Origin of the sequence: Stenotrophomonas nematodicola, assembly GCF_009467805.1 — a bacterium.
Classification (GTDB): Bacteria; Pseudomonadota; Gammaproteobacteria; order Xanthomonadales; family Xanthomonadaceae; genus Stenotrophomonas; species Stenotrophomonas nematodicola.
In genome coordinates, this window is record NZ_WIAY01000004.1 from 277662 (window position 1) to 291982 (window position 14321).

General features: G+C 64.8%; 10 protein-coding genes. 1 reads left to right on the forward strand and 9 read right to left on the reverse strand.

Translation table 11 applies throughout. The features are described 5' to 3' along the window. Positions 1–166 precede the first annotated feature (166 nt). Positions 167–1189: a chorismate transformation FkbO/Hyg5 family protein gene (locus tag GDJ08_RS14100; RefSeq protein ID WP_017356964.1), complete on the forward strand. Its 1023-nt coding sequence runs from the start codon at positions 167–169 to the stop codon at positions 1187–1189. Positions 1190–1216: 27 nt separating this feature from the next. Here the strand turns inward: GDJ08_RS14100 and cydB are convergent, their stop codons facing one another. From cydB to GDJ08_RS14145, 9 genes are all read right to left on the reverse strand, one after another. Further along, the gene (cydB, locus tag GDJ08_RS14105) at positions 1217–2230 is read right to left on the reverse strand and encodes a cytochrome d ubiquinol oxidase subunit II (RefSeq protein WP_017356965.1); all 1014 of its coding nucleotides are present in this window, start codon (positions 2228–2230) and stop codon (positions 1217–1219) included. A 1-nt stretch (position 2231) separates the two neighbouring features. Next, positions 2232–3629: a cytochrome ubiquinol oxidase subunit I gene (locus tag GDJ08_RS14110; protein WP_153165107.1), complete on the reverse strand. Its 1398-nt coding sequence runs from the start codon at positions 3627–3629 to the stop codon at positions 2232–2234. A gap of 129 nt (positions 3630–3758) precedes the next feature. Next, complete coding sequence (locus GDJ08_RS14115) at positions 3759–4820, reverse strand: DUF6708 domain-containing protein (RefSeq protein ID WP_153165108.1); 1062 nt, start codon at positions 4818–4820, stop codon at positions 3759–3761. A 5-nt stretch (positions 4821–4825) separates the two neighbouring features. Then, entirely contained in the window at positions 4826–6154 is a 1329-nt protein-coding gene (locus tag GDJ08_RS14120; protein WP_153165109.1) for a hypothetical protein, read from the reverse strand. After that, on the reverse strand, positions 6114–6848 hold the full coding sequence (locus GDJ08_RS14125; protein ID WP_206147361.1) for a putative type VI secretion system effector: 735 nt from the start codon (positions 6846–6848) through the stop codon (positions 6114–6116). Before GDJ08_RS14125 ends, GDJ08_RS14120 begins: the two co-directional genes overlap by 41 nt. Then, positions 6841–7923, reverse strand: coding sequence for a DUF6708 domain-containing protein (locus GDJ08_RS14130; RefSeq protein ID WP_153165110.1), 1083 nt, complete (start codon positions 7921–7923; stop codon positions 6841–6843). The genes GDJ08_RS14125 and GDJ08_RS14130 overlap by 8 nt, the downstream gene beginning before the upstream one ends. A 5-nt stretch (positions 7924–7928) precedes the next feature. Further along, positions 7929–10685 carry a T6SS effector BTH_I2691 family protein gene (locus GDJ08_RS14135; protein ID WP_153165111.1) on the reverse strand — a complete coding sequence of 919 codons (2757 nt, stop codon included), beginning with the start codon at positions 10683–10685 and terminating at the stop codon, positions 7929–7931. 1 nt (position 10686) lies between these two features. Continuing rightward, entirely contained in the window at positions 10687–11598 is a 912-nt protein-coding gene (locus tag GDJ08_RS14140; protein ID WP_153165112.1) for a hypothetical protein, read from the reverse strand. Beyond that, on the reverse strand, positions 11591–14296 hold the full coding sequence (locus GDJ08_RS14145) for a type VI secretion system Vgr family protein (RefSeq protein ID WP_153165113.1): 2706 nt from the start codon (positions 14294–14296) through the stop codon (positions 11591–11593). The genes GDJ08_RS14140 and GDJ08_RS14145 overlap by 8 nt, the downstream gene beginning before the upstream one ends. Positions 14297–14321 lie beyond the last annotated feature (25 nt).

A 14321-nucleotide genomic window follows, 5' to 3' on the forward strand; every position in this document is an offset into this window, starting at 1 on the left:
CGCCGACGGCGGTTTTCCGGCGCGCGGCAGATTCAGGTTCATCAATGTCGCGGACCCGTTCAGTTCCGGATCGCACCCCGTACCATGCCTGGGCCGGGCGGCGGTGCCGTGAAAGGAGCGCACGCTATCATGCCCGTCTTGGCACTGGCAGCTTTGACACTCTGGAATGAGCAGCGCTCTCGACAACGCATCCCCGCCGGCGCACGCGCTCATTCCGCCCGGCCCCGCGCTGTTCGATGCACGCTATGCGCCGGCTGCCGCCCGCGACGATGCTCTGTCCGATCCGCACACCCTGGTCGTGTTCGGCTTCGGTACCTCGCCGATGCCGGCGGACGACCCCCGCTGGCTGCAGGTACCGCTGGCCGCGCATGGCCCTGCCCGCATCGAGATCTGGCGCAGCGCCGACCCGGTCCAGTACGGCTGCGCCGGTACGATACGCTGGTCGCGCAACGGGACGGTGCAGTTCGGCGTGCTGGAGATCGACGAAGTGGACGGCGATATCGCTGCTGCTGCCGAGCAGGCCTACGCGCGGATGAGCGGCTTTCTGGCGCAGGGGGAGTACCCGCACCTGCTGCGCACGTGGAACTACCTCGACGCCGTAACGGAAGGCGACGGCGATCAGGAGCGCTACCGCCGCTTCTGCGTGGGCCGCGTTCGGGGTCTGCAGACGCTGGACGAAGCCGCTCTGCCCGCCGCCACCTGCATCGGCCGCGTCGACGGCGTGCGCCGGCTGCAGGTGTACTGGCTGTCCGCCCGCGAACCCGGTGTGCCGCTCGAGAATCCCCGCCAGGTCAGTGCGTTCCGCTACCCGCGCCAGTACGGGCCACAGGCGCCGAGCTTCGCGCGGGCCCTGCTGCCGCCGCTGGCGACCGGCCTGCCGCTGCTGCAGTCCGGCACGGCGGCGATCATCGGGCATGCCTCGCAGCACACCGGCGCGCTGGCGGAACAGCTGGCTGAGACGCTGACCAACCTGCAAAGCCTGGTGGATGCCGCACGTGGCCAGCGGCCGGCATTGTCGCCGACGCTGGGCAGCGCCTCGCTGCTGAAGGTCTACGTGCGCAATGCCGGCGACCTGGACGCGGTGGCTGCGCAACTGGCCGCCCTGCCGGCAGCGCCTGCGTTCGTGGTGCTCCACGCCGAGGTGTGCCGGGCCGAACTGCTGGTCGAGATCGAAGGCCTGCACCGGTAGCGCCACGCGCGCGGCGCGGCCACCCGGTCAGTGATAGCCAGCGTCTGCGGTCACCTTGCCGCGGAACACCCGGTACGACCACGCGGTGTAGCCCAGGATCACCGGCAGCAGCACCACCAGCCCGACCAGACTGAAGCCCAGCGAGGACGCCGGCGCGGCCGCCTGCCACAAGGTCATGCTAGGCGGCAGCAGGTACGGCCACATGCCCAGCACCAGTCCGATGAAGCCCAGCACGAACAGCCCCAGCGTCAGCAGGAACGGCGGCAGGTCGCGGCGCGGGTGCATCGCGCTGCGCCACAGCGCCACCGCCACGGCCAGCGTGAGCAGCGGCACGGGCGACAGCCACCAGAAGTTGCCATCGCTGAACCAGCGCGCCATCAGTCGCGAATCCAGGAACGGCAGCCACGCACTGACCAGCCCCATGAACACGATCACCGCCACGACCAGCGGCCGGGTCAGCGTGCGCGCGAAGGCCTGCTCGCGGCCCTCGGTCTTGAGGATCAGCCAGGTGCTGCCCAGCAGCGCGTACCCGAACACCACCGCCGCCCCGGTCAGCATCGAGAACGGGCTGAACCAGCCGAACGCGCCGCCGACATAGCGCCCGTCCACCACCTGCAGGCCCTGCACCAGGGCGCCAAGGATCACCCCTTGGGCGAAGGCCGCCAACAACGAGCCCAGCCCGAAGGCCACGCTCCACAGGCGGCGCGAACGATGCGCCTTGAACCGGAACTCGAACGCCACCCCGCGGAACACCAGCGCCACCACCAGCAGCAGCACCGGCAGGTACAGTGCCGACAGCATCGCCGCGTAGGCCTTGGGGAAGGCGGCCATCAGCCCCGCCCCACCCAGCACCAGCCAGGTCTCGTTGCCGTCCCAGATCGGTGCGGCAGTATTCATCATCACATCGAGCTGTTCCTCGTCCTCGGCCATCGGCGCCAGGATGCCGATGCCCAACACAAAGCCGTCCAGCACCACATACATCAGCACGCCAAAGCCAATCACCGCGAACCACGCGACCGGCAGCCACGTTGTCATCTCCATGTCAGCGCTCCTCCAGCGGTTCGTCGGCGGCCGACAGCGGCCGTGCCGGGGTATGGCTGCCGGCGTCCAGCGCAGGTGCCGGATCATGCGGCTTGGGCCCGGTGCGGATGATCTTGACCAGATACCAGATGCCCCAGCCGAACACGAAGGCGTAGCCCACCACATAAACCCCCAACGACAGCGCCGTCATCCACAGGCTCTGCGGCCCGACCGCGTCGGCGGTACGCAGCACGCCATACACCACCCAGGGTTGGCGGCCCATCTCGGTCACAAACCATCCCGAGAGCAGCGCGATGAAGCCGCTCGGCAGCATCCAGTTCCAGCCACGGATCAACCAGCGCGACTGCAGCAACCGCCCTCGCCACCACTGGAACGCCGACACCCAGGCCAGCACCAGCATCAACGTGCCCAGCCCGACCATGATCCGGAACGCGAAGAACACCGGCACCACCGGCGGACGCTCGCTGGCCGGCACCGAGGTGAGCGGGTCAAAGGTGCCGTCCATCGAGTGGGTGAGAATCAGGCTGCCCAGGCGCGGAATGGCGATCTCGTAATCGTTGCGCTCCGCCTTTTCATTGGGCAGGGCGAACACCACCAGCGGCACGCCCTTGCCCTCGCCTTCGGCGTGCCAGTGCGCTTCCATCGCCGCGATCTTCATCGGCTGGTGCTTGAGCGTATTCAGGCCATGCATGTCGCCAACGAATATCTGCACCGGCACGGTCAGCGCGGCAAACGCCACCGCTGCCAGCAGCATGGTGCGGCCGGCCTCCACGTGGGTGCCCTTGCGCAAATACCACGCCCCCACCCCGCCAATCACGAAGCAGGTGGTGATGAACGACCCCAGCGCCATGTGTGCCAGGCGGTACGGGAAGGAGGGGTTGAACACCACCTGCCACCAGTCCTGCGGGTGCACGATCCCGTCGATCAGCGCATACCCGGCCGGCGTCTGCAGCCAGCTGTTGGACGACAGGATCCAGAACGTGGAGAACAGCGTGCCCAGCGCCACCATGCAGGTTGAGAAAAAGTGCAGGCGCGGCGACACCCGGCCCCAGCCGAACATCATCACGCCCAGGAAGCTGGCTTCCAGGAAGAAGGCGGTGAGCACCTCATAGGTAAGCAGCGGGCCGATCACGCTGCCGGCCACCTCGCTCAGCCGCGGCCAGTTCGTGCCGAACTGGAAGGCCATCACGATGCCGCTGACCACGCCCATGCCGAAGGACACGGCGAAGATCTTCTGCCAGAAAAAGTACAGCTCGCGCCACACCGGGTTGCGGGTGCGCAGCCAACGCCATTCCACGAACGCCAGCCAACTGGCCGTACCGATGGTGAAGGCCGGGAACAGCACATGGAAACTGATGACGAACCCGAACTGGATCCGCGACAACAACAACGCGTCCACCTGACGCCTCCGCCTGCACTCTGGAATCCGCACCATTCTGGGCCGGTATTCGTTAAAGGCACATGCGACCCGGTGACGCGCTGCTTCACTTTGTCGCAGGTGGAGGCGGGTTCAGGATGGGTGACCCGTTCAGGGTGAGGGGTCGGCAAGCTTGATGACCGATGCCCGTAGCTTCCTGGCAATCTCCGGTCCGTAGTCTTCGGCCACCGTAAGGGCTGGGACCGGCGCGCCGGGCAGGCCCGCGCGGCGAATGATGCGCGGCCACCAGGTGGGCCAGCACAGCAGCAGCGAGATCCAATGGCAGAGGCTGTGCAACAGCAGCAACGGGGACAGGAGCAAGGCCAAGGTCAGCACAAGGCCCTTGTCACCGGTACGCCAAGAGGGGAGGAGGAAGCTCAAGGTGGAGCGCACGGAATCCCAGGGCCAGGGGAATGTGGCACGCAAGCGCTTGGGCTGCGGCACGGCGTCTGGGCCTTCTTCCATATAGCGACGGATGTATTCACCGAGCGCCTCGGCGCTGCCTTGATCGTCAAGCAGGCCACCGAGCATGCAGATCTCGTCGAACCCGGCGCCGGTGCGATCCCCTGACCACCCCATGATCAGCGTTCCATCGCCGGTGCGGGAGCCTGGATCGCCGCCCGTCATCTCCATGATGGCGTCATCCCATGGGAGAGTGACCGTTCCACCCGCGCAGGCAGGTCTGTTGATGTGTACCTGACGCGTGACGCGGTTGAAGCGAACGATGATCCGTCGCTGTACAAACAGCTCCAATCGCACCCAGCGCCAGCAGAACCTGAAGAAGACAATGTTCGCCGCCGCCCACATCAACATGATGATGGGCGTTGTTACGTAGTTTTCGGGGGCCAGCGGTCTGCCCAGATAGCCGATTCCGGATATCATTTTTTCTGCGCCGGGAACTATCATTCCCAGAAGAAACTGGCCCTGCAGCACGTACATGAGGCCCAGGAATACGAAAGTCACGACGCCTCTCCTGTCTTCCTGCCATGCGCCCTGAACATCCATGAAGCGTTTGTTCACGGCGAACACCGCGGACTCGTCGTCCGGCTCTCTGTTGATTCGTTGGCGTATCCCAGCACCATCATCAATGGATGCGCCCGACTGCGCACCCTCTCGATCGCTGTCTCCTCCGCCCAGCTTTGCTTTCCAAAAGATCATTTCAATGAGATACATCGGAATCAGCCTCCCCGTTTCGCAAGCTGCACAAGAGCAATGAGTTCATCAGTTTTATCTCGATAGCCTTTCGATAACCGACCTGACCTAAATACGCTTCGGTCGCACCAAGTCTCAAAATCATCTGGACTCATCGCGATGATCAAGAGGCTCACGGCTGCAGCTGCCCAGCCCAGTCGAGCCCCCCACAAGCGGAGCATGAGCATCACCACCTCGTTGGCCAGTAGGCGGGTGGCAATGCGGCTCGATACATCTAGTAGGCTGCGAAATAGTGCGATTCGTGCGCGCTTGAAAGTGACACGAAGGAATGGCGCCGACCCTGCGAAACTGATCGTTGCCCCTACTACAGATGCCGTTCCCCCTATGAATGCTCGAGCGCTGTACGCAATTGACAGGGGGCCACGTTCTGCCTTTTGGTTCTGAAATGCTGAGTCTGCATCCAGCACTGCCCCAACCACGCCAGCAGTCGCAACCAAGAACCCCCCATAAAGCCCCAACCTGCCACCCCACACTTCGCTGTACGAAGCGACTTGGGATGCCGGCTTGAAGTTTCCTTTGATCCAGGTGGATCCTTCTTCCAGGATCACCAGCACACCTCCACTCAAGGTCAATCCCGAGGCGATGAGCTCTGCGCCCTGGCGTGCGGTCGGGGCGTCGCCGAGCAGGTTGCGCCCTTTGATCATGAGATTGAGAGACTCGAAGAGTGTGGCGAGCATCAGCGCCCGCCCTTGATACACGCCACCTTCCCGCCCCTTGGCCATCTCACGATCAAGACCCATACGGACATAGCGGCTGAACTGCCCCAGCCAGTAGGACGTGGTGACGGAGTCCACCGAGCACGCGTGGAACTCCGCAACCGGGTAGTTCCGGGCGTAGTCTCCCAACCGCAGCTGCAGGGCCCGGATCATGAGATTCATCTGGACCTTGTCCGCTGCTGCAGGCAGTGATGTCTTGTAGAGCACGCGTCCCCATTGGGCGTACCAGCTCATCACCGTGCCGAGCAGGCTGCGCTTGAACCACGCGACCTGTCCGGCGTTCTCACAGGCACGCAGGGCAGCGTTCGCCTTGTCGAACATGTCCAGCACCCGGATGACCGCCTCATTCCCCGTCGCCGCGATGCCCCATACGTCCGTAGCTGGCGAGTAGGTGTTGGCTTCCTCCAGCGCACCAACCAGTTCCTGGGCCAAGGGCAGGTAGTTCAGCGCGTAGACGCGCCACGCCAGGTTCCCTTCTTCGATTCCCTGGGTTGCAGGGTTGACCACTGCGATCTCCAGTGACACTGCTCGGGGATGATCAGTACCTGAAATAGCTGTCGCCAAGCGCAGGAGGGTCACCAGGCTTTCTTAGCTTCTTGACGTCTGCCCTGAGATTGACCCATTTGACATCGCTCCAGCCAATCGCCGTGAACACGGCCTCCGCCATTCTGGTGTAGGGCGTGAATCTCCGCCCCAGACTGTAGCCAATCCAACCGAAAAATCCGAAGCCCGTCAGCGATCCCAGCGCAATAACGCGGAGTTGCTTTGCCTCGCTATCACCCATGGGCAATAACGTGATGCAGATGAAGGCAAGGGCGACGAAGATCGCCAGTACGCTGACAGAAAACGAGTATCGAAACACCCGCCACCAGTGCGCATGACGCCCTGCACTCACATGGGGATAAAGAGTGATGATTCGATCCGCCTCGTTCATTACCGCAAGTGCGACGAAGCCGCCCCCAGCAACATGATTGCCAACGACCGTGAGCTGATCGCCTTCCTTGAACGGCCATCTCCATAGCAACCCCTCAACTGGCTGACCTGAAAGCTCGAAACTCACCTTGGCCACAGGCTCTTCCATCTCTTCCATTGAGGACGCCGCCATGTGGGCAGCCGCGCCGCTCAATCCCATAGCGGCGGCAATGACGCCCGTAGCGGCCATGCCTTCGCGGTCGCCTGTGCGGCCGAGCGTATTTACCAGTACGACTTCAACCGTTGCGTTACCTGCCTCTCCATGGATAACCTCCAATGAGCCGAGATTTGCCTTATGCATCAGACACGGACTCGGCTGCCGCGGATGGCTTGACCAGCTTCATTACCGACGCCCGCAACTTCTGCGCAATCTCCGGGCCGTAGTCTTCGGCCACCGTAAGGGCTGGGACCGGCGCTCCGGGCAGGCCCGCGCGGCGAATGATGCGCGGCCACCAGGTGGGCCAGCACAGCAGCAGCGAGATCCAATGGCAGAGGCTGTGCAACAGCAGCAACGGGGACAGGAGCAAGGCCAAGGTCAGCACAAGGCCCTTGTCGCCGTTACGCCAAGAGGGGAGCAGGAAGCTCAAGGTGGAGCGCACGGAATCCCAGGGCCAGGGGAATGTGGCACGCAAGCGCTTGGGCTGCGGCACGGCATCGGGGCCTTCTTCCATGTAGCGGCGGATGTATTCACCGAGGGCTTCGGCGCTGCCTTTATCCTGAAGGAGGCCGCCGAGCATGCACACCTCATCGAACCCGGCACCGGTGCGATCGCCTTGCCATCCCATGACCAGCGTTCCATCTCCTGTACGAGAGCCTGGATCGCCGCCTGTCATCTCCATGACCGTAGCATCCCACGGGAGAGTGATAATCCCACCTGCGTAGGATGGCCTATTGATGTGCACTTGCCGGGTGACACGGTTGAAGCGAGCGATGATGCGCTGTTGCGTGAAAACTTCAAGTCTGATCCAACGGAGACAATACTTGAATAGAGCAAAATTCGCGCCCGCCCACATTAAGACATGCAACAGGATTGCCACATGGTCGTGCCATGCAATCCGTTCTCCAGTCTCGTCAACGCCCAACCCCATGACTTCCATGCCAGGCTTGACCACTTCGAAAAGAAGCTGCGCCTGTAGAACGTACATGACCCCTAGAAAAAGACAGGTAACTACCCCCCTTCTATCTTCCTGCCAAGCGCCCTGCACATCCATGAGCCGATCAGATACTGAGAATATCGCGTACTCGTCAGCTGGTTCACGTTGAATTCTGCTCTCCACACCAATGCACGCCTGCTGGATGGGAGAGCTATCGAGTTCTTCCGTAGCCCGAGGGGCGCTTGTTTTTGCTTTCCAGAACAGCATCTCCAACAGATACATATGACTCAGTCACCTCGATTCAGAAGTTGCACGATTGCGACCAGCTCTTCTTCCCGATCTCGGTACCCCTTTGATGAAGCGTCCTTCCGAAAGATGCTTTTCTCACACCATTGTTCAAACTCATCCGGACTCAGGAGAGTGATCATGACCGTGGCAGCTACACCAGCCCAACCTAACCGAGCACCCCAAACTCGGAGCATCACCATTAGATCTTTGTTTGCCAACAGAGATGCCGCCAATCCACCCGTGCCCCTGATCAGTCCTCGAATGAAGTTGCTGCCTGTTCGCTTGTAGAGGGTGCGTATGAATGGAGCTGAGCCAGCGAAACTGATGGTTGCGCCAATCCCTACAACTGCCCCTGCAACGAAGGCTCTGGCTCCGTACGCAGTGGCCAGCCACCGCCTTCTGCGTCGAGAGCTCTCAGCCATCGCGCTCACGTCCAGCACTGCGCTGATCACACCGGCGATACCAACCAGAAAACCCCCATAAAGGCCCAACCGCCCGCCCCATACCCCGCTATACGAAGCGACTTGGGATCCCGCCTTGAAGTTCCCTTTGATCCAGGTAGACCCTTCTTCAAGGATTGCCAGCACGCCCCCACTCAGGGTCAATCCAGAGGCGATGAGCTCCGCGCCCTGGCGTGCTGTTGGGGCGTCGCCGAGCAGGTTGCGCCCTTTGATCATGAGATTGAGAGACTCGAAGAGCGTGGCGAGCATCAGCGCCCGTCCTTGATACACGCCACCTTCGCGCCCCTTGGCCATCTCACGATCAAGGCCCACACGGACAAAGCGGCTGAACTGCCCACGCCAGTAGGACGTTTTGACGGTGTCCGCCGAGCGGGCATGGAACTCCGCAACCGGGTAGTTCCGGGCGTAGTCTCCCATCCGCAGCGGCAGGGCGCGGGTCATGAGATTCATCTGGAACTTGTCGGCCGCCGCAGGCAGTGATGTCTTGTACAGCACACGCCCCCATTGGGCGTACCAGCTCATCACCGTGCCGAGCAGGCTGCGTTTGAACCACGCAACCTGTCCGGCATTTTCGCAGGCACGCAGGGCAGCGTTGGCCTTGTCGAACATGTCCAACGCCCGGATGACCGCCTCATTGCCCGCCGCCACGATGCCCCATACGTCCGTAGCCGACGCATCGGTTTGGGCGGCGTCCAGCGCACCGACCAGCTCCTGGGCCAAGGGCAGGTGGTTCAACGCGTAGACCCGCCACGCCAGGTTCCCTTCTTCGATGCCTTGGCTCGCAGGGTCGACCAGCGCCAGCGTCTTCCACCAGTCGTCCAGGACGAGGCGCGACTCGTCATCCGCCTCCATGCCCGTCATCGCGATGCCGACCTGTACGGCGAATGCCCACCCGCGGACCAGGTCATGCTGGTCATAGCTGCGCAGCGCCAGCGTTAGCATCGGGCTGCACAGCCACGCAAGATGATCCGGGGCCCGCTCGCGCATCTTCTGTTCGCAGGGTGCAGCGATCGCCTTGAACTCTTCAAGGATGCTGGTCTGGGTGCCGTCCAGTTGCGCCTCGGCGCGGTCGAACCGTTCCTTCGCCAGTCGTTCCGCCCGTTCAACCACCCTGCGCCGGAGACCGAAGGGATCAGCGTCGCGCGTGATCGTGACGATCTCCAGCATCGGCCCTGGATCGATCATGCCACCACGTACTTCGGCTGTCTTCAGATCCTCTTCAATCTTGTCGTAGGGTGCGTTGGCGCGGTCGGCAGCATCGTCGCGCGCGAGCCGGATCCGCTTGGATAGCACTCCCTCGCGAATCTGGGCGTATTGATGGGCGGCCAGATACTTCCACGCGTTGTCACGGCCATGCGCGTCCCGATGCCGCATCCAGGGTTCGACCCCTTCCATTGCACGATTGCGCCATGCATTGAGCTCCTGCGTGATGCCGATGGCATCCTGCAGCGCGATCCCGACGCCGCCCGACGCGTGCAGCGCGGTGGCCGCCTCACGCAGGGCCGGCAGCGATCGCTGAAGCGCGGACTGATAGACCGCCCCGCCCCTCAAGGCATCGAATCGTGGCGGCATTGGCGGATCCAGTGGATCGCACAGCGCTGGAAAGGCCTGTTCGTCGAGCGCAGCCACGATGGGCGTCTGCAGCGCGGCCAGCGCGGCGATCTCGCCGATGGCGAGGTACTCAAGCACGAACGCACGTATCGTCATGGGCGACAGTGCGAACTCCTGACTTCCCTGCTGCGCTACCCATTGCTGGGGGCTGAAGGCCTGCAGCACGCCCTGTGCCGCCATCATCTCTGCCTGTTCGACCAGCTCGGCTTCTTTGTTGCTGGATAGGGGATCCGGGGTGAACAGCCAATAGGACATCGCGACCTCTTCAGGTGCATCGATGGCGACCATCAGCGCGTTCGCCGACGCGGCCATGCGGGCACAGGCGATGGCAGACGTTTTGCGATCCGGTGGCTCACCTCGGAAGCGCATCAAGCGCCCGCTCGGGCGTACGTAATAACTGTCCAGCTGGGTAAGCCCGTGGCGCTTGAGTACGACGTATAAATAACCCTCGCGCATCATCCGCAAGGCATATCGGGCCGTTCGCAGCTCCGGCAGGGCAGCACCGGTCGATGGACGCAGCGCCGGCACCATGCCCAGAATCGATGCGTCATCGCTGCAGAATGCGGAGTAGCGGAACGGGTGCACCAGCAGACCAGTCTTGTCGCAGTTGCGGCAGTTGCCCTGTACGCAGGGCGACACCGTCTTCAGCGCTGCGCCGACGATCCTGTTGTCCATTGCATGCATGTCAGCACGACCCCGCAGCAATCGTCAGCGAGGACTGGATGCGTTGAAGTTCGTTGGGCCCGAGTGCGGCGAGGGCACGTGCCAATGCTGCTTCCGATGCGGGCGTGCGTGCGAGCAACCTGCGCACCTCCGGCGAGCGATGGAAGTCGCACCCCAGTACCAGCGCATGCGCAAGAAGGATCACCCTGTCCAGCAGGTTGTTCCTGCCGGCGTCGCGGAGGATGGAATCGGCGAAGCGGTGTGCCTCCCCCAGATCGACGCCCGTGGTGCCGATCTCGCAAAGTGCCCGAAGGGTTTCGTTCACCAGCGTCACGCGCTCATGGTTGAATGGCACGGGCAATGCGGCCGCTGCCGCTGCGTCATCGAGAAGGCGGAACGCCAACCACGCCAGGTCGCCGTTGAAATCGAGTGATGCCAAGGCCTGTTCGGATCGCGCGATGGCGCCCTGCTGGTGCTGGGACATTGCGTGCGGCCAGTGCAGAATCGAGCGGGCGTCGAACATTTCCGCGGCATTTCGCGAGCCCAGCCTCTGCTCGTGGCTGAGCAGCTGCCGGATCAACGAGGCGCTTGGGTCAACAGGCAGAGGGGATACAATCCAGGCGACCACCTGGGAACGCTGCTGATGGAGCCGGGCATTCCTGAACCGTTCGACGGATGTCTGCAGGAGGTCCTCAGCCGTGGCATCGAGCGTCATGAGCAGCAAGACAGAGGCGCCGTGCCCCGCTACCTTGATCCCGACCTGCGGCCTCTCTTTCGCGTCGGCGAAGCAGTCATCCAGTCCACGCCGGGTATCCAGAAGTACATGAAGATGCTTCTGGCCGCGGGACGCACGGCGGAGCAGATAGCACACGTCGGCGACAGCGCGTTGCGCCTGCAGGCCGTACCTGTACTCCGTATCGGCGACATCAGACATCGGCGTTGTCCTTGGCATCACAGCCCCCCAGCTGGCCGTCGGCGAGGTCCATGTCGACCGTTTCCTGGTCCGGATCCGTCCACTCGCGCTGGCTGGCCTTGAACTCCACCTTGCCCGGCGCGCCCAGTTCGATGTTGTCGCCCTCGATGCGCAGGTACGCACCGGCCGCAGTGGCCAGCACATGCTTGGCCGGTGCCGACACCAGCACGTCCGCTTCGGTACTGGCGATCTTGACTGCGGTCTTGGCCGCCAGCTGCGCCAGATTCTTGTGCACGCGGGCGCTGACCTTGCCCTGCGCGGCGTGCAGCGCGATGCCGCGTTCGGTGTTGGGACTGTCCGCCTTGGCCTCGTTGCCGGCGGTGTAGAGCACCAGCCCGCCGGACACCGCCAGGGTGAGCGAGCCCTGGCTCAGCCAGTTCAACGCCACCCCGCTGGCCAGCGTGGTCTGCGTGCCGCTGACCCACACCTGGTCGGCCGGCGTCAGGCTCATCACCCCGGCCACGCCGCTGCCCATCAGCGTCGGCGCATCCCAACCCGGCGCTTCGCCGTCACCGCCCTGGATGCTGCCGGCCGGGCCACCGCTCTGGATGCCGCCCAGCTTTTCCTGCAACTGCAGCAGCGTCTGGTGCGCCGGCAGCTCGCTCGGCTCCTGCGGCAGCATCGCCTGCTGGTTGTGGGCCGATTCGTTGAGCGTGGCCACCAGCTCGGTGCTTTCCTGCAGCTGCGCCATCGCCTGATTGGCCGCCAGCTGCGGTTCGCCGCCTTCGGTGCTGAGCAGCAGGCCCTTGCCCGCGCGCAGCGCGCCGAACGCCTGGCTGGACAGCTCGGCGCCGAAGCCGCGCTCGGCCTCGCGCACGTTGTCCTCTCCGCCCTTGAGGTGGCCCAGGGTCAGCGTGGTCGCATGCTGGGTGGTGGACAGCTGCGCGCGGCCCTGCCCGGGGGTGTCGTCCAGGCGCAGCTGCTGGTAGCCGCCCGCGCCGCCCTGGCTGTCGGCCAGCGCCTGGCTCTTGAAGCCGGTGAACACCGCGCCGTGGTCGTTGCCCTCGAACCACGCGGCCGCGTTGCCGGTGGCCTGCGCGCCGCCGCTGGCGACCTGGTTGTGCGAGGCATCGTTCTGGCCGCGGCCGTTGTAGACCGCACCCACCACTACCGGGCGGTCGATGTCGCCCTCCAGGAACGCCACCAGCACTTCCTGGCCGCGCCGCGGCAGCACCACCCCGCCCCAGTTGTCGCCGGCCCACGGGGTCATCACCCGCACCCAGGTCCAGGCACCGCCGTTGGCCGGGGCATTGTCGTCGCCGCCCGGGTGCGCCTGGCCGGTGCTGGACGCACCGCCGCGCTGCCACGGGAACTGCACCTTGATGCGATGGTCGCGGTCGGACTGCAGCGGCTCGCCGTCGCTGACCACGATGGCGCTGAGCGTGCCGGTGATCGACGGGCGCGGATGCAGGCGCACGCCGTGGCCGTCCTCGGTCTGCGGGCGATAGACCACGTCAGCCGGAATCACCACGAAGCGGTTGTCGTAGAAGGTGGAGGTCACCACCTGCGCGGGTGCGGCGGCGGCCAGCCCGGCCAGTGCGACCGGCAGCGCCAGCGGCGCCTGCGCGACCGGGCCGAGCTGCTGCTCGAGCGCATCGAGGATGTCCGCCTCGAGATTGTTGCGGGCCTGGTGCTGCACCGACAGGCACAGGAAGCTCGTGCCGGCGTCCACACCCGGATGCTGGCCCAGCTGGAACTGCGCGCCCGGTCCCAGCTGGCGCCAGCTGCCCTGCCCCTCGATGGTGTGCGCGCGCACGCGCAGCGCATCCAGGTGCTGCTGCGCGCGGCGCTGGCCGCGGGCGCTGTCCTGCCAGCCGTACGGGCCGCTGGTGTCGATGTCCTCGCCGATACCCGACACCCCCGCCGGCGCCTCGGCACGCGCGTGGCGCAGAGTGGCGGAGCGGTGATCCCAACTGCGGCGTGACACGGCAGCCGGACACCAGCGCCGTGCCACGCGCCAGTGCCGCACGCTGTCGCTGCGCTCGGTGGCATCGCGGCGGTGGAAGCGCACGGTGCCCAGTCGAGGAACGTCGCCGTGGTGATCGGCCAGCACCAGCGTGTGTGCGCCCAGGCGGGCGTTGCCCGGGTCGCCGGCATGCTCGAACCAGTAGTAGATGCCCTCCTCGGCCAGCAGCCGCTGCAGGAAGCCCAGGTCCGACTCCTGGTACTGCGTGGTCAGGCTGCGCCTGGCGTACTGGCTGCGGTCGGCCAGCGCCCAGCGCCAGGCCGGCACCAGACCGGTGTAGTCGGCGAAGATGTCCTCGACGATCTCCACCACGCTGCGGTCATGGAACACGTAGCTGTCCACGCGCTGGGCCAGAAACGCCAGCCACGGCTGCAGGCGCAGCCGATAGCGCGCCAGGCCGCCGTTGCTGCCGAGCCGTTCAACGGCGGTGACGTGCCCGTGGAACGCGCGTGGCGCGCCGGTGGTCTGCATCTGCAGCAGCGCAGGGGTGCCGTACAACTGTTCCAGCGGCAGATCGGCCTCCAGCGACAGCACCAGGACGTCCAGCACGAAACCCGCACCATCGACCTGCTCGATGCCGCTGAACGCCTCGACCGCCCCCAGCCGCGCTCCCAACAGCGTGTCCAGCCGCAGGTGGCGCCGCTCCTGCGTGGCGGCCGCCAGTGCCGCCCGCAGCGCGTATATCCCTTCCATGACCGATCCACTCCTTGTTGGCACG